Annotated in this window: 18 protein-coding genes; 1 reads left to right on the forward strand and 17 read right to left on the reverse strand. The window is 43.5% G+C overall.

Annotated features, from left to right (window positions below; genetic code table 11):
• Positions 1-190 precede the first annotated feature (190 nt).
• The 6 genes from JOC94_RS08670 to JOC94_RS08695 form a co-directional block, all read right to left on the reverse strand.
• The gene (locus JOC94_RS08670; RefSeq protein WP_077113558.1) at positions 191-1,267 is read right to left on the reverse strand and encodes a M24 family metallopeptidase; all 1,077 of its coding nucleotides are present in this window, start codon (positions 1,265-1,267) and stop codon (positions 191-193) included.
• A 20-nt stretch (positions 1,268-1,287) separates the two neighbouring features.
• Complete coding sequence (locus JOC94_RS08675) at positions 1,288-1,629, reverse strand: DUF3899 domain-containing protein (RefSeq protein ID WP_077113559.1); 342 nt, start codon at positions 1,627-1,629, stop codon at positions 1,288-1,290.
• Positions 1,630-1,651: 22 nt separating this feature from the next.
• Entirely contained in the window at positions 1,652-3,622 is a 1,971-nt protein-coding gene (locus tag JOC94_RS23365) for an ABC transporter ATP-binding protein (protein WP_077113622.1), read from the reverse strand.
• Between the two features lie 11 nt (positions 3,623-3,633).
• A complete protein-coding gene (gene opp3C, locus JOC94_RS08685; protein ID WP_077113560.1) occupies positions 3,634-4,650 on the reverse strand; it encodes an oligopeptide ABC transporter permease in 1,017 nt (338 codons plus the stop codon).
• Complete coding sequence (gene opp3b / locus JOC94_RS08690) at positions 4,647-5,576, reverse strand: oligopeptide ABC transporter permease (RefSeq protein ID WP_077113561.1); 930 nt, start codon at positions 5,574-5,576, stop codon at positions 4,647-4,649. Before opp3b ends, opp3C begins: the two co-directional genes overlap by 4 nt.
• 74 nt (positions 5,577-5,650) lie before the next feature.
• Positions 5,651-7,321 carry a peptide ABC transporter substrate-binding protein gene (locus JOC94_RS08695; protein WP_077113562.1) on the reverse strand — a complete coding sequence of 557 codons (1,671 nt, stop codon included), beginning with the start codon at positions 7,319-7,321 and terminating at the stop codon, positions 5,651-5,653.
• Between the two features lie 349 nt (positions 7,322-7,670).
• Here JOC94_RS08695 and JOC94_RS08700 point away from each other — a divergent pair, with 349 nt between their 5' ends.
• Positions 7,671-8,765 (forward strand): M24 family metallopeptidase, encoded by a 1,095-nt coding sequence (locus tag JOC94_RS08700; protein ID WP_077113563.1) that lies wholly within the window; start codon positions 7,671-7,673, stop codon positions 8,763-8,765.
• Between the two features lie 109 nt (positions 8,766-8,874).
• On the opposite strand, the gene JOC94_RS08705 is transcribed toward JOC94_RS08700, so the two are convergent.
• From JOC94_RS08705 to nhaC, 11 genes are all read right to left on the reverse strand, one after another.
• Entirely contained in the window at positions 8,875-10,221 is a 1,347-nt protein-coding gene (locus JOC94_RS08705; protein WP_077113564.1) for a purine-cytosine permease family protein, read from the reverse strand.
• Between the two features lie 26 nt (positions 10,222-10,247).
• Entirely contained in the window at positions 10,248-10,676 is a 429-nt protein-coding gene (locus tag JOC94_RS08710) for a cyclophilin-like fold protein (protein ID WP_077113623.1), read from the reverse strand.
• A gap of 102 nt (positions 10,677-10,778) precedes the next feature.
• Positions 10,779-12,425: a hydantoinase B/oxoprolinase family protein gene (locus JOC94_RS08715; protein WP_077113565.1), complete on the reverse strand. Its 1,647-nt coding sequence runs from the start codon at positions 12,423-12,425 to the stop codon at positions 10,779-10,781.
• Positions 12,422-14,458 (reverse strand): hydantoinase/oxoprolinase family protein, encoded by a 2,037-nt coding sequence (locus JOC94_RS08720; protein WP_077113566.1) that lies wholly within the window; start codon positions 14,456-14,458, stop codon positions 12,422-12,424. Before JOC94_RS08720 ends, JOC94_RS08715 begins: the two co-directional genes overlap by 4 nt.
• 97 nt (positions 14,459-14,555) lie before the next feature.
• Positions 14,556-15,098 (reverse strand): cupin domain-containing protein, encoded by a 543-nt coding sequence (locus JOC94_RS08725; RefSeq protein ID WP_077113567.1) that lies wholly within the window; start codon positions 15,096-15,098, stop codon positions 14,556-14,558.
• Positions 15,099-15,631: 533 nt separating this feature from the next.
• Entirely contained in the window at positions 15,632-17,119 is a 1,488-nt protein-coding gene (locus JOC94_RS08730; RefSeq protein ID WP_205179050.1) for an aldehyde dehydrogenase family protein, read from the reverse strand.
• A 33-nt stretch (positions 17,120-17,152) separates the two neighbouring features.
• Positions 17,153-18,319, reverse strand: coding sequence for a metal-dependent hydrolase family protein (locus tag JOC94_RS08735; protein ID WP_205179052.1), 1,167 nt, complete (start codon positions 18,317-18,319; stop codon positions 17,153-17,155).
• Positions 18,320-18,503: 184 nt separating this feature from the next.
• A complete protein-coding gene (locus JOC94_RS08740) occupies positions 18,504-19,640 on the reverse strand; it encodes a M24 family metallopeptidase (protein WP_205179059.1) in 1,137 nt (378 codons plus the stop codon).
• 3 nt (positions 19,641-19,643) lie between these two features.
• Complete coding sequence (locus JOC94_RS08745; RefSeq protein WP_205179061.1) at positions 19,644-21,083, reverse strand: sodium:solute symporter family protein; 1,440 nt, start codon at positions 21,081-21,083, stop codon at positions 19,644-19,646.
• Between the two features lie 87 nt (positions 21,084-21,170).
• Complete coding sequence (gene dapA, locus JOC94_RS08750; RefSeq protein WP_077113571.1) at positions 21,171-22,073, reverse strand: 4-hydroxy-tetrahydrodipicolinate synthase; 903 nt, start codon at positions 22,071-22,073, stop codon at positions 21,171-21,173.
• Positions 22,074-22,095: 22 nt separating this feature from the next.
• A complete protein-coding gene (gene nhaC / locus JOC94_RS08755; protein ID WP_077113572.1) occupies positions 22,096-23,517 on the reverse strand; it encodes a Na+/H+ antiporter NhaC in 1,422 nt (473 codons plus the stop codon).
• Between the last annotated feature and the right edge of the window lie 32 nt (positions 23,518-23,549).

Below are 23,549 nucleotides of genomic sequence, written 5' to 3' on the forward strand. Positions count from 1 at the left end.
TCCAACATGATGCAATCCCAAGCTCGGAGACAGGAATAATATCGTATTTAAAACCAAAACCCGCACGTAGAATCTCTGATTGATCAAGCCCTAATGTTTCAAGTGCTAAATAAATCGCGAAGCCAAGGCAATTCTTTTAAATGTGCAAAGCTTCGTTCCGCGTTTTCTTTAAAAGCATTTACGTAGCCATCTAAATAATGATTAGTTCTTTGGTGGAAGGAGACAAAACCTCACATCCGTTTTCTGTAATGTGAAGCATGTCTTCGACACGGGCTCCTCCGATATCTTCCAAATAGATGCCCGGCTCAATGGTGACGACCATTCCCGGCTGCAATGTTTTCTCGAGGTCCACTGAAAACAGCGGCTTTTCATGCACTTCCAGACCGATCCCATGCCCTGTTCCGGTGCCGGAATATTTGTTGTAGCCCGATGCAATCAAAATTTCTCTCATATACTTGTCCACTTCCTGATCGGTCATCCCGGCTTTCAAATGGTTGAGACAGTTCTGAAACGACTCTAACACCACTTGATGAATCTCTTTCATTTTTTGGCCTGGATCGCCAATCGCCACGACTCGCGAAATATCAGACCAGTAGCCGTTGTAGTTTGTCCCAAAATCAATGGTAATCATATCTCCTTTTTCAATCACTTTGTCGCTGGCCCTTCCATGCGGCAACGACGACCTCTTTCCCGAAGCAACAATGGGCGTAAAGGTGGATGCGCTGCCCCCATTTTGTTTGATAAAGCTTTCCAACTCCGCCGCTACTTCCATTTCCGTTAATCCCGGCCTGATTATCTCCAACACATGGAGAAAAGCTTCGTTCGTAATGCGGGAGGAAATTCTTATATTCTCCAGCTCATCATCGTTTTTCACCATCCGCAAATCTTCCACCATATCATAGGTAGGGACAAGCTCCATATGCAACTGTTCTTTTAATTTTGCATAGTTTCCAAAGTTCAAGTGTTGCTGCTCAAAACCGAGACGTTCCACACCCAAACGTTTGATTTGCTTCGTTGCTTCGTCATAAATTTTATGTTTATGACCGGTATGCTCCTTATGCAGGACGATGTCCAATTCTGTCTGTTTTTTCGCTTGTTCAAAATAGCGGTAGTCTGTTATCAAAATCGCCTCGTCCTTCGTAATCAAGATAAGCCCGTTAGACCCGGTAAATCCGGACACATACCGCCTGTTCCATTCCCCATTGATCATAAAGCCGTCCATATCCAGCTCATCAAATCTGTTCCGCAGTTGTACAATCCGTTCCATAATCAGAACCTCCTGCTATATTAAAAATAATAGAATCCTATTACCGTAGTCATCAACATGACAAACAATCCGGTATGTAATGCCCAGACACTGAAAGAAGAAGTACGAATGACAGCAGGCTGTCGGGAACCTTCCGTTTCAGAGACGTATTCTTCCAGCTTAGAGGTACTCCGCAAAAACTTTTTAAAGCTTTGGAAGAAACGATCAAACACTCTTTTTTCCAACATAAAAACAAATCCGCCTGCCATAAAAAGAATAAGTCCCCCCAAAAATAAGGCATCCAAATAGACAACATGGGCCCAGCCAAATAATGATGCTGCCACAATGAGGCCAGTCAGTATGCGCAACCAGCTTGTTTTCATTGATTGTCCCCCTTTAACCTGTTTAGATAAAATGGGAGCAAGTTTCTTTTGTCAACCGTTCATACTCCTCTTCATTGCATAATACCCAGTGGTCTTTTGTTACCTCTCTCAACAGACAATCCGCCGAAGCTACTGTCCAATCCTGTTTCGGCAGTCTGATCCTTTTCTTTTCCATCTTGGGATCGGGAACCGGTATGGCCGACAAAAGGGTTTTTGTATAAGGATGGAGCGGATTTTGATATAGCGTATCGCTTTCCGCCACCTCCACCAATTTTCCCTGATACATCACCCCGATACGGTCGCTGATGTACTTCACCATAGAAAGGTCGTGGGCGATAAATAAGTACGTCAGTCCATTTTCCCGTTGCAGTCTTTTCATCAAGTTAATGATCTGAGCTTGAATGGAAACATCCAACGCGGAGATCGGTTCATCCGCTATTATAAATTCCGGGTCAACAGCGAGCGCTCGGGCAATCCCGATCCGCTGCCTTTGTCCCCCGCTGAATTCGTGGGGATAACGGTTGGCATGCTCTTTTCGGAGCCCTACCGTTTCCAACAGTTCATACACTTTGTCTGTCCGCTCTTGCCCGGACGTATATAATTGATAAATATCCATGCCTTCCGAGATGATATCGCCAACTGTCCATCTTGGATCGAGTGAAGAATACGGGTCTTGAAAAATCATTTGGATGTCCTTATGTAAATTCATCCGGTGCCGTCCATGCATGTTGGTTCCTTTAAACAAGATTTCTCCCGCTGTTGGTTCATATAAGCGCGTGAGCGTCCTCCCGGTTGTCGACTTTCCACAACCCGATTCACCGACAAGACCGAACGTTTCCCCTTTAAAAATGTGAAACGTAATGCCGTCCACCGCTTTCAAAATGTTGTTTTTTCCACTCTTAAAATGCAGCGCGAGACCGTTTACTTCCAACAATTTTTCCTTGCCGACCGTTTTAGAAGGACTTTGTTTTTCGTTTAACATAAGCTTTTGTCCCGCCTGTTTCCCCTTCTTTTTTCCGGCAGCTTTTTTATGAAGCAGCCAGGTGGCCGCAAAATGGGTTTCCGACACCTGAAACATGGGAGGCTCGTACAAAAAATCAATTTTTAAAGCAAGAGGATTTCTTAAAGCAAAGGCGTCCCCTTTTGGAGGATGCAACAGGTTCGGAGGCGCGCCGGGAATCGCCTCCAGCTCTTCCTGATCCGTATGCAAATCAGGCATGGCCGCCAACAGTCCTGTTGTATAAGGGTGCTGGGGATTGTAAAAAACTTCGTTCGTTTTCCCAACCTCCACTATTTTTCCGGCATACATCACGGCAACCCGATCTGCCACATTGGCAACGACTCCCAAGTCATGGGTAATAAAAATGATCGATGTTTTCTTCTTTCTTTGGATTTCTTTCAACAGGTCCAGCACCTGTGCTTGCACAGTGACATCCAGGGCGGTCGTAGGTTCATCCGCAATTATTATTTCCGGATTGGATGAAAGGGCCATCGCAATAACCACTCTCTGTTGCATTCCTCCGGAAAGCTGATGAGGGTATTGCTTTAAACGCTCTTCAGGATGGTTAATGCCAACAAGGTCCAATAGCTCAACTGTTCTTTCGTTCGCTTCTCTTTTTGACAGTTGTTGATGCGCCAAAATCCCTTCCCTTATTTGCTTTCCCACTGTCATCGTCGGATTTAACGACGTCATCGGATCTTGAAAAATGACCGATATGCCAGATCCGCGGATATCCATGAATTCTTTATTCGAGTAATTTGCGATATCCCTCTGTTCATACCAAATGCTTCCGCTCACCACTTTTCCCGCCGGCTTCGGAATGAGCCCCATAATGCTTTTACACATCACTGACTTCCCGGACCCGGATTCACCGACAACAGCCAATGTCTCTCCTTTATACAAGTCGAATGAAACACCCCGGACAGCCTTCACTTCCCCATCAGTCGTATCAAATGATATGTGCAGGTCCTCTACTGACAGTATTTTCTCCACCTTTTTCACCTCTACTTCTTCATTTTCGGGTCAAAAGAATCACGAAGACCATCGCCAAGTAAATTGAAACTGATCATGATCAAGCTAATAATCACCGATGAAAACATCAGCATATGCGGGTAAATTTTCAACAGCTTAAATCCGTCATTTACGATTGTTCCGAGAGAAGCGATGGGCGGCTGCAGGCCCAAGCCGATGAAGCTGAGAAATGCCTCCGTAAAAATCGCGCTTGGAATGGTAAACATCGTCGTGATAATGATTGGACCCAATGAGTTTGGAATGAGGTGTCCCCAAATAAGTCTGCGATCCGTAGCACCCAATGTTTTCGATGCCAGGAAAAACTCATGTCCTTTCAGTTTCAGTACTTGTCCTCTAACAATCCTCGCCATATTCACCCATCCGGTAATCACCATTGCCAACGTAATCGAAACGATTCCGGGCTTTAAAACTAAAATAAATAAAATGACGACAATTAAATTCGGAATTCCCATTAAAATTTCGATGATCCGCTGCATCGCATTATCGACCCTGCCGCCATAGTAAGCAGATATACTCCCGTATGCCACACCGATCAACAAATCCAACGCCGCCGCCAAAAACGCGATATATAAAGAAATTCTCGTCCCCTGCCATATTCGCGTCCATAAATCCCGGCCCAAATCATCGGTTCCAAACCAAAAATAACCGGCAACATCTTTTTCCTGATATTGATCCGTCCCGTTTATATCCACGCCATCCAATCCCAAAAATGGGATGTGTTCTATGACCGGAATCTTTGGCGGCAGATTAGCCCTAGTCAAATCCTGATCGTCAAACCCGTGAGAATTCATGAGCGGACCGAATACCGCCAAAAAAACAATGATGATAATGCAAATCAGCCCGGCAAAAGCCCCTTTGTTTTTCTTCAGGCGAATCCATGAATCCCGCCAAAAGGTGGAAGCGGGACGGCTTTCTTCCTTTTTTTGATGATATGTTTCATCCGATTGCTCAAATAGCTCGTCGTTTAATTCCATCTCATTGATGTTCATTTTCGTCCACCCCCTGATAGGCGAATTCTCGGATCCATCACACCGTACAGCAGATCGACAATAAATATGGCCAGGATAAATAGGAAACTATAAAACAAAGTCACGCCCATGATCACAGGATAATCATTCGTTAATATCGACTTGACAAACTGTTCACCCAGTCCCGGTACGCTGAATATTTTCTCCACAACGAGCGTCCCCGTCATCAGTGAAACAGTCAAAGGACCCATGATCGTAATAATGGGAATCATGGCATTGCGAAGACCGTGCCTGAAAATGACAGCCACTTCCCCCACCCCTTTCGCGCGGGCCGTTGTCATATATTCATGTCCAAGCACTTCAAGCATTTCGGTTCGCATGAAACGGGCAATGGTCGCGACAACGAATGCCGCTAGCGCGATTGTGGGCAAAATGGAGTACTCAAACCCCTCCCAAAACGCGACAGGAAGCCATTGGAGACGCACTCCCACCCAATATTGAAGAAGACCCGCCAACACAAAGTTGGGAATGGACAATCCCAAAACCGCCACTACCATCGCTCCATAATCAATAACCGTGTTATGTCTGATGGCAGCAACAATTCCCAACAGCAGTCCGATGATTGTTCCTACCGCCAATGACTGTGCTCCAAGTACAGCGGAAACGCCAATCCTCTCTCCAATAATGCTTGTCACTGGCCGCCCGTCAAACTGAAAAGAAACACCAAAGTCCCCTTTGATAATATTGCTTACATATTTGACATACTGAACACTCATCGGTTCATTTAAGCCATATCTCTCATACAAAACTTCTTTTTGCTCAGGGGTCAGGCGTTCATCGTTAAAGGGAGACCCGGGCAATGTCTGCATTAAAAAAAATGTGAAAGTTGTGATCAATAAAAAGGTGAGCGCCATATACCCAAGTCGGCTGGCAATATATTTCTTCACATTTTTCACCACCTTTAAAGGAGTATCATTCCACGACAAGCTCCACCACTGAAGGAAATTCGGATATAAATGAACTACTTTTCAACGGATACCCACTGGAATGAAGCGGTTGAATTCGCATGGGCCACATACCCTTTTACATACGGTTTGATGAGTCTTGCGGACCCCGCTTGGTACATTGGTGAAATGGCGGCTTCCTGGCCGATCAATAGATTTTCCGCTTCCTGGAGTTCTTCAAATCGCTGTTGAATATCAGAGAAATCAGACATCGCTTTTTTGACAAGGCTGTCATACTTTTCGTTGTTAAAGTCTTGCCAATTATATGGGCCGTCAGATAAAAAGACAGATAAAAATTCAACCGGGTCGGACACATCGTTTCTCCAGCCCGAATGGGACAAGTCGTAATCCTGCGCTTCTTCAAGCGCCAACTTCTGCTTGTTTGGCTGTTGATTAATCGAAATGCTCAAACCGGGCAAGTTCTTTTCCAACTGATTTTTCATATATTCCGCAATCGACTTTCTTTGTTCATCGTCATAACTCAACAGTTCCAAAGAAATGTCCTTTGTACCCAATTCCTCAAGACCTTTTTTCCACAACGCCTGCGCTTCTTTCAGATCTCCCTTATTCAAATCACCGAATTTTTCCCGGAAATCTTCTCCGTCCTCAGACTGTACAAACCCCGGAAAGACAAGCCAATATGCGGCTTTTGATCCGTTTTTCAATATGGAATCGGCAGCCTGTTCTTTGTCCCAAGCCATGTCAATCGCTTTCCGGATGTTTACGTTTTGTAGATATTGATTCTTTTGGTTCATCCTTAAAAAGTACACTTCCGACTTTAATGAAGTCGTAAATTCCGCATGATCTTTATAGGCATCGACAAAGTCAGATGATAAATTGACAGCATCAATAGCGCCGGTTTCATACAAGTTCACGCTTGTCGCCATATCTTTTGCGACATTGTAGCGGATTTCTTCCACTTTTACATTTTCCTCATCCCAATATGACGAGTTTTTCTTCAACGTCCATTTTTGATCGTGATCCCAAGAATCAAGCTGGAAAGGTCCATTAAAGATCAAATGTTCCGGTTCCAACGCGTATTGATCGCCTTTGGATTCGACAAATTCTTCATGTTGCGGATAAAAAACAGCATGGGCTAATAATTCTGTAAAATACGGAACACTGTTCACCAACTCGACTTCGAGAGTGGATGCGTCAATCGCTTTTACTCCGAGCTGATCTGTTTTTCCGTACAAATCGCTTTTGGAATTTTGAATCTCTTCCGCCCCTTTTACCGCATTCATTAAATACGCATGTGGAGAAATTGTTTCCGGAGCCAGGTTCCTTCTCCATGCATAGACAAAGTCGTCGGCCTTTACAGGATCACCATTGCTCCAAACCGCGTCTTCCTTCAATTGAAACGTATACTTTTTCCCATCTTTACTGACTTCATACGAATCTACCACACCTTCAATAATTTCATCATTCTCATTCAAACGAAAAAGACCTTCAAAAATGTTTTGGATGATCGTTTGTGACAGCCCGTCCATGGTGCCATTCGTTCTTAACGTTGGTATTTCACCTTCCACCGACAGATTGAGAACCTGCCCAGATTCCGCTTTCTCTCCTCCACCTGTATCCATTTTCCCGTCCTTTGTCGCCTTTTTGTCTCCCCCGTAGCAGCCGGCAAGCGTTAGGAAACTTGCAAATAAAAGAACCATCAGCCAATAGCGCCTTTTGTTTTCCATGTACTTGTCCTCCCCATTTTATTGATGTAAACGGTTTCAATTAAAGAGTAAATGACTATGTACATTGTCAAATTTCTTTGAAAACGGCTTGTCAAAATTTTTAAGCACTGTCTATTTTCTTTTACAACGATTAGTTTGTAATAGTATATTTCAGCTTACTCTTGACGCAATCCATTGCGAAACTTTTCCAACAAGTTGCCTGTCTTCTCACATACATTCTTTTTTGGAACGGTTGCCTCCCCTCCTTTTATTGTAGTTATTAATATTGCAATATTTATGCCAGCTTTCCCGTGGCACATTTCTTGCTTTTTTATGTTTAAATAGAAGAAAAGGGGATGAATGGAAACGTATGTATGAAAAAAGAAGAACTCTATTAAATAAACATTTATCAGAAAAAGGAATAGAAGCGGGAATCATTATCGATCCGGCCAATGTGTATTATTACACCGGCTTCCTATCTGAGCCTTACGAACGGTTTATGGCCTACGTCACTTGCCCAAAAGCAGAAAAGGCCTTTTTGTTTGTACCCGCTTTGGATTTTGAAGCTGCCCAAATGGATGCCGACATGGAGACAATCATTCCCATCGCCGATGATGAAGATCCTTTTGAAGTGTTGAAAAATTGCATGGGTTCCTTTCCAACCTGTTTTGGGATCGAAGGAAAAGCCTTCTCCTATGACCGTTATACGAATTTGCTAAAAATGTATCCCGGCGCTCAAATAAAAGATGTACAGCCGTTTATTAATCAGCAGAGGGAGAAAAAATCAAGGGCGGAAGTAGAAAAGCTATCCCATTCTATAAAGCTAATTGAAAAAGTGCTGGCCGAAGGTATCAAAAAAGTTGCGGCAGGCATGACAGAAGCCGAATTGACTGCTGAGCTTGAGTTTTTGATGCGTAAGTTTGGAGCGGACGGCCCTTCTTTTTCCACCATCGTCCTTTCCGGTGAAAAATCCGCTCTGCCGCACGGTTCACCCGGAGATCGCAAGTTGGAAGAAGGAGACTTCCTGCTAATTGATTTTGGTGTCGTCAAAGATGGGTATTGCTCTGACATCACGAGAACTTTTGTACTGGGGGAGCCATCTGAAAAACAAAAAGAGATCTATAACATTGTCTTGACATCAAATGAAGCCGGAATTCAGGCAGTAAAGGCCGGAGTCCCCTTGAAAACATTTGATATCGCGGCCAGGAAGGTCATTATAGATCATGGATATGGCCAATACTTCAACAACCGGGTTGGACATGGACTGGGCATTGAGGTCCATGAATCGCCTTCCATCCACCAACATTATGAAGAGATCGCCGAAAAAGGTCTCGTTTTTACAATTGAGCCAGGAATTTATATACCCGGAGAGGGTGGAGTCCGAATCGAAGATATTGTGTACATCAATGAGAGAGGAGAAGCAGAAGTACTCACTTCCTTCCCGAAAAAGCTGCAAACCCTTTAAATAGACTGGGCCATACCTCAACATAAAAGGCTTCGGATTCGTTTCTAATCCGAAGCCTTCATTGATGAAGGGGGTATTTTAAAAAGATCCAACTGATCGCCGCTTTTGTTTACAATAAATCTTCCTTGTTGGTGACCGTATCCGCGGAGTCGGGAATGATGTCTTTTCCGGCAATCCTTGTAAAGTGGTCAGGAGCGTATTGGGCTTTTAGTTTCATGCCTATCAGGTAAATGAATACGGATGCAATCAGGGACTGAACTGCTGGAATTCCAAAAGGGACAAGATACTGTGTTACATATCCCAGGAATCCTCCGCCCGCCATGGCAATTGTTGCCACCCAATTCCAGCCTTCCTTGTCCTCCCAATTTTTATTTCGAATAAAAAAGAAATCGGCAAACATGACACCCGCAATGGCTGGATAGATCACACCCAAAAGTACGAGAAAATCCATAAAGTAAGACAGGATGCCCAGCAACGCTAAAAGTACGCCAACAGCCGAACCGATCACTGTGAGCCAGGCACGTCCTCGTCCCGATTGGACATTAAACATATTAGCGGCTGCCAGTCCGATAGAGTAGCTGGCAACAAGTTGGCTAGTCCACAAAGCGAGCCACAAAATTAAAAATCCCCAAAATGGAAAGCCCAAATTTTGCATCACAAGAACGATATCAGCTTCGCCCACACCTACTGACATAATGGCTCCTGTCAAAAAGAACACAAAACCAATGACAACGATTCCCAATGGTATCAATGCCTGATCTTTTAGGGCTGGTTTAGAATATCGCGTATAGTCTGAAGCAATTAACCATTGCGCCACATTCGCGCCCAAAACGAGGCTGATGCCTCCCATGAATGTCATGGTTGGTTCCGGACTCCAAGACATGATGGCATCCCAGCCTGTTCCTTTCAGGACGTAAAAAACAGCCGCTGTAATCAATAATAATCCTGAAGGGACTGCCAAATAGTCAGTCCATTTCATGGAATGATAGCCAATGACCGCCGGCAAAGCAAAAAGAGCCCCGGCTAATACTGTTAATAATGCCCATAAAATTCGGGAATTCGCATAATCAATCCCGAATACCGCCGCAATCGCATTTCCAGCAACAGCCGTATTTACCGCGAACCACCCCACATTTAAAATCACTAAAGCCAATGCAATAATAAATCTTGCTTGTAAAGATCCAAAACTGTTTCTCGCGATGACTGAAGAAGGCAGTCCCGTTTTGGCGCCAATATATCCTTGCAGGGCATTGCCTGCCCACTGGATGATCACCAACCCTATCAGAAGAATGACCAAAACCTTTGTCAGTCCAAAACTGCCTGCAAGGGCTGCCCCAATCATGATCACCGGGACAGAGAACTCCAATCCTCCAAAAATTGTCGCAGGCACAATCCAGTGTTGTCTTTCGGATGCAGGTACACGATTCATTGCGGAGTCTTTATCTAAAAAACTCATGTGAATTCCCCCGATTTCCTCTCATTTTAGGCTCTCTCCATATACATTTTTTGAGCGCCTTTTAGCCAAATCATCTCTCCCAATTCCGTCAACGTTTCTATATCACACTCTTTTACTCGTCCAATGACGTTCACTGGCTCCTCGCCACATTTACTTCTCGTCATTTCTGCCCCATAGTAGATGGCTATGACATGTTTTTGCTCTTCGTTTTCTCCTCTTCTCCAGTTGCTCCAATAACACACTTCTCCCAAGCTTGTATAGATCGTTTGATCCTCCGGAGGAATTTTTTGATCGATGGGCAATTCGGCATTGATCTCCCTTCCTGACCATCTGGAATGTACTGCTTCACTTTTAAAAGGCAACATCTTATAAATTTCTCGCGCTGTCCTGCTGTCCTCGTTTAAATGCACAAATAAGCTTTTGCCCGATTGAAATGTGATTTTGATTTTTTTCACGTTTGCTACTCCTTCTCGCACATTTATATCTGAATATTCTGACTTATATTTTAAAAAAGGAATTCTTTTGAACCAAAAGAATTCTTTCAAAGATGTCCATCCCTATCCGTCTATATATTCTTTTCTTAAATCGCTTTCTATGTCTTCCTGTCTGCGTAAGGAATACTTGCCAAAACCGCCGCCGCCTCCGGTTTTAACAATCACTCGATCTCCTTTGCTCAATTCTTTTCCATTCACCTTTAAAATATGCTCGCTGCCGTGTCCAGAAACAATTTCAACGTCCGGCTCCTGGCCCGGTTCTCCTCCAAAAAGTCCCCATGCAGGTGTTTTGGATCGCTCAAACCACAGTGATACATAAGTTTCGTCACGTAACACTTCATATTCTCTTATAACCCCAAGACCGCCCCTGAACTGCCCTTTTCCACCGGAATTTTTTCTTAAAGCGTATTGGTTGATCCGGATCGGGTATTTGGATTCAAACACCTCAATAGGCAAATTTTTAAAATCTCCACTTACATGGTTAATCAAAGCCGATGGCCCATCGCCGCCTTGGAATGCTCCCCAACCGCCTGCTGTTGCTTCCACACTTAAAAATTCACTGTTATTGTCTTTTCCTGCAAAAGTGACAACCATTGAATCTCCGTAATGGGCGGCCGCTGCTTTTTCCTTCATAACGGGAGAAAGAGCTTTAATGATGAGGTCTATTAATAGACCTAATGGTGTAAAATACCACCCGCAAGGCGCAGGTTCAACGGCATGAAAAACGGTTCCCTCTGGCGCCACGACACGGAGCGTTTTAAAGTTCCCGCCCGTGACAGGAGCACTCGGGCTGATTAGATCTTTAAATGCAACCCTGCAAGCAGAAATTGTCTGGGCATAGCCACAGTTTGTCTGCCCTCTCCTTTGACGGCTTGATCCCGATAAATCAATCGTTATATGTTCGCCTTCCACTAAAACTTTTACTTTTACATAAATAGGTTCATCGTTTGTCCCGTCATTATCAAGATACCCCTCCGCCTCGTATGCTCCATCTGGTATTTTCTCGATGACTTCTCTATCCAACATCTCAGATTGCAAGAAAATATCATGTATACAATGGCCGATTCTTTCGAGACCAAACTTATCTATTAACTCTTTAAATCTTTTTTCACCCGTTCTGCACGCTGCCACTTGAGCATTCAAGTCACCTAAAGCCGCTTCCGGAAAGCGGTTATTCGTTGTTATTAACCGTATAACATGTTCCAGAGGTTTGAAATTTTCATATATTTTCGTAGGAGGGATACGAATGCCCTCCTGGAAAATACTTGTGGCATCCATCGGATATCCCGGATCTTTTGATCCGATGTCAAGCCAGTGGGCTCTTGTAGCGGTAAATCCCACAAGTTGCCCTTCGTAAAAAATCGGAGAAAATGTCGTTACATCATTTAAGTGGGTTCCTCCAATATAGGAATCATTTAATATATATAAATCGCCTTCTTTGTACTTCTCTATCCCGCCTATTAAGTCCGTCGTTATTTTAATGCATTCATCCAGGTTGCCGAGGAATATGGGCAATCCGGCCGATTGGCCTAGCAACCGGACCTCTTTGTCAAATAAACAAACACTGCAATCCTTCATTTCATAAATGATCGGGGAAAAAGCGCTTCTGGCTAAACTGGCATTCATTTCATCCGCAGCAGAGATCAGGGCATTTCGCACAATTTCAGTAGTAACGGGATTTTCTAAAAAGTTTTTTTCTTGCACTTTCATGAATATACCTCCTCTTTGCTGAAGATTTTTTCAATTTGAATGTTCTTATTTTCATCAATCAAAACAGCGTATTTAGGCGGAATCACCATTGTCGTGTTCTGATCTTCAATAATAGCCGGGCCTGTCAAATTGTTTCCGTTCATCAAATCCGCCGTTGAGTATATCCCGGTTCTTTTGGCTTCACCACTCCAAAAAGTCTCTCTTGTATGCTGAGGCATTACTGTTTTGCTGTCCTTTTCCTCTTTTTGATGAAACTCCAATTTCTCCAAATCACCTATGGCGGTCATCCTGAGATTCACGATTTCCGTTGGATTATCCGGATTATGATGCCCATATATTTCGAAATGAGCTTGATGGAATAAGCGCTCCAAATCATGTGGATCATCCGAATGATTCACAATGTTGATCGTGTATTCTTGCCCCACATAGCGCACATCCATGCTTTTCTGAAGACGTATTTTATGAGAGCTGATATGCTGCTGGCGCATCATGTCCATACATTCTTCTTTCATTTCTTCATATAGGGAATGCATTCTGTCTTTATCAACGCTAGACAATAATGAGTGATCATTTCTGACAGAATCAAAACGAATATCTGTTTGCAGCATTCCCCAAGCGGAAAATGTCCCGGATGTGTTTGGAACGAATATTTTTTGTATCCCCAATGACTCGGCAATCATTACCGCATGCATGGGTCCGGCGCCGCCAAAGGCCACCATCGTAAAATCACGCGGATCAATGCCTTTTCTGACAGTCAGAGTCCGGATGGCATCTGCCATCTTCGCATTGGCAATATTACATATGCCTTCAGCCGTTTCTTCGACAGATAACCCAATTTCATCTGCCACAGATTGGATGGCCTTATAAGCGGCTTTCTTGTCCAGTTTCATCCCTCCCCCCAAGAAATGATCCGGATCAATCCTGCCAAGAATTAAATTGGCATCAGTGACAGTAGGTTTTTTCCCGCCGTTGCCGTAACAGGCTGGGCCCGGGTACGATCCGGCACTCTCCGGGCCGACTCTCAACCCTCCTCCCTCTGTATAGGCGATGGAGCCCCCTCCGGCACCAATCGTATGAATATTCACCATAGGTGAAAGAAGTGGAAAGCCTTCCATCATTGTTTCAGCGGTAATATCCGGTTCCCCGTCAATCGTCATGCTCACATCAAAGCTCGTACCGCCCATGTCTACACAAATTAAGTTTTTTTCATTTATGAGCGCAGAGAGATTGGCACCTCCGATCGTGCCGCCCACCGGCCCGGACATAAGCGTTTGCAAAGGCAGTTGCTTAGCCACCTTTGATGTCATCACACCGCCATTTGACTGCATAATGTAAATATCGTTTGTATATCCGCTTTCAGCTAGCATCGTTTCCAACTTATTTAAATATTTCCTGACGATCGGAGCGATGTACGCATTCATGATCGTGGTGCTTGTACGCTCATATTCACGCCACTCTCTTGCAATATCACTAGAAAGCGAGACTGGGATATTCAGCTCTTTTTCTATCAAATCCTTTACGGCCTGCTCATGGATTGGATTTCTGTAAGAGTGCAAAAAGCAAACAGCGACGGCTTCATAATGGTTTTTTTTCAGACGGTTCACCAATTTTTTAACTTCCTCATTGTCAATTGGCTGTAATATTTCTCCGTCATGGGAAACTCGCTCCGCCATTTCATATATGTGTTCTCTATCAACCAGTGGAGCTGGTTTTTTATACTGAATATTGTACATGTCCACACGGTTGGCTCTGCCAATCTCATAAACATCCCGAAATCCTTCTGTTGTGACCAATGCAACCTTGGCACCTTTTCTCTCCAACAAAGCATTGAGCCCCGAAGTCGTACCATGCACAAAATATTCAATTTCATTGAAATCCCTTACATATTTACTGATAGATTGCATGACGCCTTCAGCCAGGTTATCAGGTGTTGTCAATGTTTTATGAGTGTGGAAACTCCGGGTTTTTTTATCGTATAAAACCAAATCTGTAAATGTTCCACCTATGTCTACTCCTAAACGGTAACGGTGCATGGTATATCCTCCTCATTTCTTTCAGATATGAACTTGCAGTGAACAATTGTTATGCGCTTACATTATTTCATTCGCAAGCAGTTTTATCTGCTGCGAATCAAAAAACGGCTGGTGTTACAGAGCTGATTAATGTCGTCTCGCTATCAAGCGGATTTTCCCATTTATGAGGAATGGTTGAAGGAAAATGGATGGCATCTCCCTTTTTTAACAAGTATGTTTTGTCATGAATATAAATGAGAACCTCGCCTTCCAATACATAATAAAACTCTTCTCCCGGATGCTGAACCAATTCCGGATCTTTATGTTTTGGATCTAACGTAATAATAAAGGCATCTATTTTTCTTTCTGGGAACTGACTGCTTAATCTGATGAGCGTGGAATCCGAACTGCCTATTCGAAAAGGATGTTGGTCTTTTTTATAAACCGCATAGTTTACATCCCTCTCCTCTTCGAAGAAATAGACCATGGGCACTTCTAAAGCATCTGCTATTTTCTTCAATGAAGTGATCGCCAATGACGTTGTTCCTCTCTCGACTTGCGATAAAAAACTAATGGAAAGACCAGTCGCCGTACTCAGCTCTTTTAAAGTCAGCCTCCTCTCTTTTCTCAACTTTTGAATCTTAATAAAAATGTCCTCCATCAAAATCCTCTCTTCTCTATTTTTACAGTATTACTGAAATTATTTATGATTATACTGTAAAAAATAGAGTGAATCAACCTTTTTTTTAATAAAATTGATTTTTCATGAAAAGGTTTTATGAGGAAGTGGCCGGGACATAAGCAAATACGAAATAGCAAAAACCGAACAATTCATTTATAATTGTCCGGTTTATTTGTGTAAAAAAATCCCCCTCATCGCTACGTCAACATATTTCGCTTTCCGTCGGGAGTAAATCAAAATAGTCGCTAGTAAACCCCAAAAGTCGCTTCCCCCAAAAAAGACGAGTAATCCCCAAAGGGGAGGATGGATTTGCCGTGATTAAGTTTTCTTCGAGGTTTCTTGACAGCCTAGGGGCTGGGACATAAGTTGAAAGTTGATTAATATTCGTAAAAATCGTTAGAATAATACCGCGTGAAACCAAGGTTTTAAACTTGATTCCATGCGATTTATTTCATTTTTACAAGGGGGCGTCCCGGCCCCTTTATGGCAGTTTTTCTCTAAAAATCTATGGATTACGATCTCACTTTCACCCAAACACTTTTTACCTCGGTATATTCATTCAGCGCATAGCTTCCAAGTTCTCGGCCGATTCCCGATTGTTTATAGCCCCCAAATGGCGCGCCTTCCATTTCCAAGCCGTAGTCATTAATCCAAACGGTTCCTGCCTCGAGACGACTGGCCACATAATGGGCAGTTTGAATATTTTCCGACCAGATTCCGGCGGCCAAACCATAATGACTGTCGTTTGCCCTGCGAATGACCTCTTCTACCGTGTCAAACGGCATCACCACAACGACCGGCCCGAAAATTTCTTCCCTGGCGATGGTCATATCGTCTGTCACATCGGCAAAAATAGTCGGTTGCATGAAGAAGCCTGTATCGAATGCCCGTTTTCCGCCTGCAACCATTTTGGCTCCTTCTTCCTCTCCCTTTTGAACATAGCCAAGGACGCGTTCTAATTGTTTCATGGATATGAGCGGCCCCATTTCCGTTTTATCGTCCAACCCATTGCCAAGAACGAGTTCGTTCGCTTTTTCAACTAGGGCATTCAACACTTGATCATACAATGAACGCTGGACGTAGACGCGTGAACCCGCGCTGCAATTTTGCCCATGATTGTACATGATCCCTTGGAAAGCCCCTTCAATCGCTTCTTCCACATTGGCATCTTCAAAAATAATATTTGGCGATTTGCCTCCGAGCTCCAGGGTTACATGTTTGATTTGATCTGCCGCTTTCTTCATAATGTTTTTTCCCGTGACGGTCGATCCGGTAAATGCAACTTTATTTACTTTCGGATGGGTGACGATTGCTTCGCCTGCTTCGGGCCCGAATCCCGGAACAATATTGACCACACCGTCGGGAAAGCCTGCCTCTTTAAAAAGTCTTGCTGTATAAAGAAGCGACAAGGGAGTCTGTTCGGCAGGCTTGATGACAACAGTGCAACCCGTTGCAAGTGCCGCTCCCAGTTTCCATGAGGCCATTGCCAGCGGAAAATTCCAGGGAATAATCTGCCCCACCACCCCGACTGGCTCATGAACCGTATAATTTAAATATTGTTTAGAGATGGGAATCGTTTGTCCATACAACTTCGTCGCCCAGCCGGCATAATAGCGAAAATGGTTCACGGTTCCATCCACATCATCTTCCAGGGCATTTTTAAATGGCTTGCCATTATCAAGCGTTTCAAGCTGGGCAAGCTCTTCTCTGTTCTCCTCCAGCAAATCAGCCAATTTATAGATCAAATGTGAGCGCTCGGCCGTTGTCAAAGCAGACCATGGTCCTTCATGAAAAGCCCTGTGGGCGGCCTCGACAGCCGCATCAATATCTTCTGCCTGTGCTTCGCTCACCGTTGCCAGCACTTCCTCTGTCGCCGGATTTAATGTTTCAAATGTTTTCCCGCTTTTCGCCGGCACAAAATTTCCATTTATATATAGACCAATCGGTTTACTTAAAAAATCCTTTACCTTTTCATTCAAAGTTGCATAAGAAGTAATCATAGATAAGTCTCCTTTTTGTAATAGAATACATTTTTATACAAATCTTTTTCCTTCTAAATAAACTTCTTTTATTTCTTCGAGGTGATTGAGATCTAATAAAGGGTTTTGATCCATTAAAATAAAATCGGCGAAATAGCCTTCTGTAATTTGGCCTGTAGGAATTCCTAATATCTTTCCCGCATTGACTGTCGCCGTTTTCAAAATGTCTCTAGGATTATTCACATATTTATTCATTGTATGAAGTTCACCCAGCAAAGAGGGGTGAGGAGTGGATATGGATCCGGCATCCGAACCGGCGCCAACAAGCACTTGATCAAAAAACTGACAAAATGCTTTCTCGTGCGCCTCTATTACTTTTTTTGCTTTTTCTCGGGCATATAAAGGCACATGCTCCAGACTGGCAAGCTTTTGATAGACTTCCAATGTCGGTACCCACGATGAACCCTTTCTATTCATTAACTCGACGATCTCCTCATCGATATAATGACCATGCTCGATTGAATCTACTCCCGCATTAATAGAGTTGATAATCCCCTCCCTTCCAATGGCATGGGAGGCTACCTTAAGATCAAATCGATTAGCCTCCTCACATATAATCTTTAACTCTTCGTAAGTGAGTTCCGATCTTTCGGCTACTTCGCCTTTGCTTCTGCCATATACTCCTCCGGTGGCGCTTACTTTAATAACCCCGGCATGTTTGTATATTTGCTCTCGTGTCGCTTTTAGAACTTCGGAAGGTCCATCCGAAAAACTTCCCCAAAAAGGATCATGTCCGCCCGTCATCGTGATCGTTTTTCCACATGCGACTAATCTTGAACCGGCGATCAGGTTTCTATCGGCTGCTTCGGCCACATGTAAGGCAATATCTTTTATGGAACCAAGATCCCTGATTGTCGTAATCCCTTTCGTTATATATTTTTGGTAATTGGTTACAGCGCGAATGATAATTTGTTCATAGCTTTCTTCCGCATTCGTTTTAACAGGGTCCGTCTCACCGTCCCAAATAATATGGACATGTAAATCGATTAATCCAGGAAGCAAAAACATCCCGCTTCTATCAATGACATGCTTATCTGATGGAATTTGATCACTTGGTAAAACTTTATAAATCATCTCATCTTTAATCCAAATAGCCTGCTCTTCTTTCAATGCCAGATTTTCACCACAAAAAGCCGTTACCCCATTTATGATAAATTCCATAAACATACCTCCGATAAATGGATCATTTAGTTGCAAATTTTTTTCATCAGATTTTTGCGGACATTGCAATATGTTCAAGGACTCATGAAAAATTTGTCCAATACGGTGACAGGCAGTCACTATTTGTCCTGCGAATCTGCAACAGGCGTATCGGAGAAAGTCCGGATGTATAGTAACTCCCGGATTAACGATAGGTTAAATCTTCTAATTCACGCGGGTATTCGGTGATGAGTCTATGACCATTCTCAGTCAGTATAAGTGTATCTGAGTGTCTAAATCCCCCTATGCCTGGAATGAAAATTCCCGGCTCAATCGTAAATACCATCCCCTTTTTTAACATCAAATCATTATCAAACCGTAATGAAGGCTCTTCATGCGCGGATATCCCAATGCCATGCCCAGCCCTGTGAATGGCGTACTGTCCAAATCCAGCCTCTCTTAACACATTTCTTGATACCTCGTCGACTTCAGCGGCCGTAACTCCCGGTTTAATAAAATCAATTGATGCTTGCTGGGCCAGTTTTGCCGCTTCAAAACCTCTTCTTTGCTCTTTCGTTAATTCGCCAAGGACTACCGTTCTTTCCAGCTCGGCCCGATAACCGTTGAGTGCCACTTGACGGCTATGAATAATCACATCTCCTTTTCGTAGTTTCCTTGTATTTGAAAAGACATGCGGCATGATCGTGCGTTCTATGCCGGAAGGAGACATGGCAAATAAATCCAGTGTTGAGTTTGGATGCTTTTTAGCCGTTTCCTTAAATAAAGCTTCATTTCCTGCCGCATCCATTTCGATTTCCGTGATTCCTTCTCTACACGCCTTTAAAGATTGATCTACCGCCAAGTTGGCAAGCCGGCCCGCTTCCTCTATCAACTTCAACTCTTCTTCATCTTTTATATAACGCATTTCAACGATTTTTTGTCCTACATCAACGAGTGTAAATCCCAACTTCCGTATCCATTCAGCCAGACACGCGGAAGTCGCACTCATATCGATGCCGATTTTTGATCCTGTCGAATACGGAACGAGCAATTTTTCCAAATGTTGATATGGATGAATACCTTCCTTTGCTTTTTCCGGATGTTCATAATAAGTAAGAATACGATCTATCTTTGCTTCTTCCTTGGCATGAACCTCTTCCAACGCCGGAACGATTAAGCTCGTTGATTTTTCATCTAGCACAAATAGAATGGGACGCGAATATAAGATCGCCTTAAAGGAACTGAGATAATATTGATGATCCGGATTAGAAATGACACAAGCCGCAAGCCCTTGCTCATTCATAAACGTTCTTAATTCATTTAACCGATGGTCTATATTCATTTTTCACCGACCTCCCGGAAGTTTATCATTTGCTTGATGAACGATTGTTGAATCTGTATCCATACTCGCGATATCCTTCTTTTTTGACGTGAGTAACGTGATAATAATGAGGGCAGCGACCGATAACGGCAAAGAAAACAAAACACTGTTCCAATCAAACGGCTTATTGAGTACAAGTTCCCAGAAAAGGGTTGCCATCCCACCAGTAATAATAGAAGCCAGCGCCCCCGCCGTATTGGCTCTTTTCCAAAAAAATGTCGCCATCACAACGGGTGTAATTGCTGCACCATACATCGTGTAAGAATACATTTGTACTTCTAATACACTCGGAAAAAAAGTACCGAGTACATAGGCCAAAATACCAAGCAGTATAACAGACATCCGACTAAAACGTAAATGCTGCCGATCTGTGAGCGTACCCTTAAATCGAGAGTAAATGTCGTAAACGATATTTCCGGCAATGGATAATAAAAAGGAGTTAGCTGTCGTAATGACCAACGCAATGGAAGCAACCAATATCAGTGACCCAACGGGAACCGGTACTGCATTTGCGGCAATATGAAAAATAGAAGTGTCAGATTGAATTTCCGGGTATAACACAACAGCAGTTGTCGCAATAAAGATCGCTAAACTAATAATGATGACATTCCCAAAAAAGAATCCGATTGTTGATTTTTTTGCGGTGATTTCGTCCCTGGCTGCCGAAAATCGATTGTACATATTTTGGTCTCCCAGTATTAATAGGAAGGTCGGTAAAAAGAACCCCAACAATTGCGGGAATGTCAATCCTCCCGACCAGCTTACATGACTGTCAGGCAATGCGGAAACCATTCCAGAAAAACCATCTACCTTGGGCAATAAAAATGGGACAGCGATTAAAAATCCAAACACAATCAATATAGCGCTTACAAAATCTGTGTAAGAGACAGAAAATAGTCCACCTGTTACAGCTAAAAATATGACAAAAACAGCAATGAGAATCGTGCCGGTTTCAGGTGATATGTCAGTCGTCATACTCAGTATGACTCCTCCGCCTATGAATTGGTAAGCGGTAATGCCCACATACGCCAACAGGATAAAAACAGTGGCGACAAGCCGAGTAGTACTTCCATATCTATTCTCCAACATTTCTGGTAAAGTATTTTTCTTCAATAATCGGGCCTTATCGGCAATGAAGTATAAAATCATGATCCCAATAGGTCCACCGGCAAAGTAAATAATAGAGGCGAGAGGCCCGTATTGAAAAATAAAACTGGCCCCTCCGACTATTGTTCCTGATCCCACCCACGTGGCAAGCAATGTTCCAACGAGGATAAAACCCGGCAATCGCCGCCCTGCTATCATAAAATCCTCGGTATTTTTAACTTCGCGCTTAGCAAAATACATTCCTAAGAAAACCATGCTAGTTAAATACACAATAACAATGATTAAATGAACATTCATGGCTTACCACCCCTGGTAGAAGATTGACATTTTACTAAACCATGTAATCCTGTCCTTTCCACTGAATTTCGCAAACATCATATTCTTTTATTTTACTGTGGCGAGTGTAATGTTTAATTGAGATAAAATATCTCTCAACTGCTGTTCTTCAGCCGGCGACAATCCCAGTCTTGGATAGCGCGACGGTCCGCCGGCCTGCCCGGTCAATTCCAGAGCCCGCTTGACAATTTGGACATATTTCCCCGATCCTTCAAGGAAATGACAGAGAGGAAGAATGCGGTCGTTGATTTCCCAGGCCTTGTCAATTTCACCATTTTGGAAGTAGTGAAACATATCTGTCACCAGTTTCGGCACAATATTGCCCGCTACGGACACCCAGCCCGTTGCTCCGACGAAATAAGATTCCATGACCAGCTCTTCAGCTCCGCAAAACACTTCAATGTCGCCTTTTCCTTCACGGGCGAGGTCTCTCGCTTTCTGAATATCGCCGCTCGATTCTTTGACATGTGTAATGGTTTCACATTCTCTTGCAAGCCGCAGCATCAACTCCGTGCTCATATCGATGCCGGACAGACCTGGATTGTTATACAGCATGATCGGAATATCCGTTTCTTTGGCAACTTCTTTAAAATGAAAATAGATTTCTTCTTCCTTCGGTTTGCAATAGTAAGGATTAATGATCAAGGCGGCGTCCGCGCCATTCGCTTCCGCCTGTTTCGTGTATTCGATTGTTTCTTTCGTCGTTTCGGACGCTGTCCCAACCATTACAGGAATTCGTCCGTTTACTTCTTGAACCACCGTTTCAACCATCTTATATTTTTCTTCTTTCGTCAGACTGACAAACTCTCCGGTGCTCCCATTGATAATGACTCCAGCCACACCTTGGTCGATAAAATAATGTATATTGTTCTTAACACCTCCCCAATCAATCTCCTGATGTTCATTCATCGGGGTAATTAAAACCGGAAAAGCTCCCCTGATTTTTGACATTTTACTTCCTCCATTCATTATGTTATAGACTTGCAATTTGTTGATCCGTATCTTCACTGTCCGAATCGTTCGTATACCAAATAAACTTATTCGTAAACCCGTAAATCAACGTAATGAATACAGCCAAAAAGTTAAACCATAAAAAGGGAAGGTAGGACAAAGTGCTTACACCTAATACAGTGGCCATATATACCCCGCCATCACTCCACGGCACCATCGGCGTCGTAACTGTTCCGCCCGCTTCTGTATTTCTTGAAAGCACCCGCCGGTCAATGCCAAGACGATCATAGTTTTTTTCGGTAATCTTACTCGCCGTGATAATGGATACGTAAGCAGCGCCTCCAAAGAAGTTCCCAAAAAATCCGGAAATGATCGTAGAAAGTGTCACTTTCCCCGCATTATCCGCCCAAGCAAGCATCGTGTTGCAAATAACCTGCAATATGCCGATTTTCTCCATCAAACCGCCAACGCCAAGAGCAAACAAAATGAGAACAATGACATCAAGCATGGAGACAATCCCGCCCCTGTTGAGCAAATTGTCGATAAAATCGACGCCCGATTCAATCGCAAATCCGCTGTAGGAAGTTTTAATCGCATCCAGTATCGTCATATCTTGAAATAGAAAGGACCAAATGGCTCCGAGCAAGGCACCAAAAGCAATCGTCGGAATCGAGGGCTTTTTCATGGCTAGAAGGATAATAACAATCACGGCAGGAATGAGCATATACCAGCCGATATGAAAATGCTCCTGCAATGAAGCCATCGTCGCTTCTGCACGGCTTAGGTCGCCGCTTTTGTTCACGTAAAACAAACCGGTAAAGATAAATAACAACCCCGTTAACACCCAAGCGGGAACACTGACATACAGCATGGATTTGATGTGCTCAATCAAGTTTACTTTCGTCAATGAGGCCGTCATGATCGTCGTGTCTGAAAGCGGAGACATTTTATCTCCAACATAAGCTCCGGAAATGACGGCCCCTGCCACAAGCGCTATCGGTATTCCAAAACTGTGTCCAATCCCCATCATGGCGATGCCGGCAGTGCCCGCTGTGCCGAATGACGTTCCGGTTGCCAGCGATGTCAACGTACAAATAACGAAAGCGGCAAATAAAAAGATCGTCGGATTAATAATGGTGAGACCATAATAAATGATGCTCGGAACGATTCCGCCGGCAATCCATGTACCAATCAACGCCCCCACCGTAATGAGGACCAAGACAGCTTCCAAACCGTTATGAATCCCCTTTAAAATGCCATCCTGCAAATCGGAATACGTGTAACCGATTTTAAGGCCGACAAGCATAATGACAAACCAGGAAACGAACAATGCCAATTGAATCGGAAGGCCAATTTGCGCAACAAACACGTACATGATGACAATAAAACTCACTAACACAAAGATTACTTCAGGCAGATTGGGAAGACGCTTTTCTTTTACCATGGTTTTCCTCCTCATTTTTCATAAACCAGGAA

It is taken from the genome of Siminovitchia thermophila (genome assembly GCF_016909185.1).
In the GTDB taxonomy this organism is placed as follows: Bacteria; Bacillota; Bacilli; order Bacillales; family Bacillaceae_C; genus Siminovitchia; species Siminovitchia thermophila.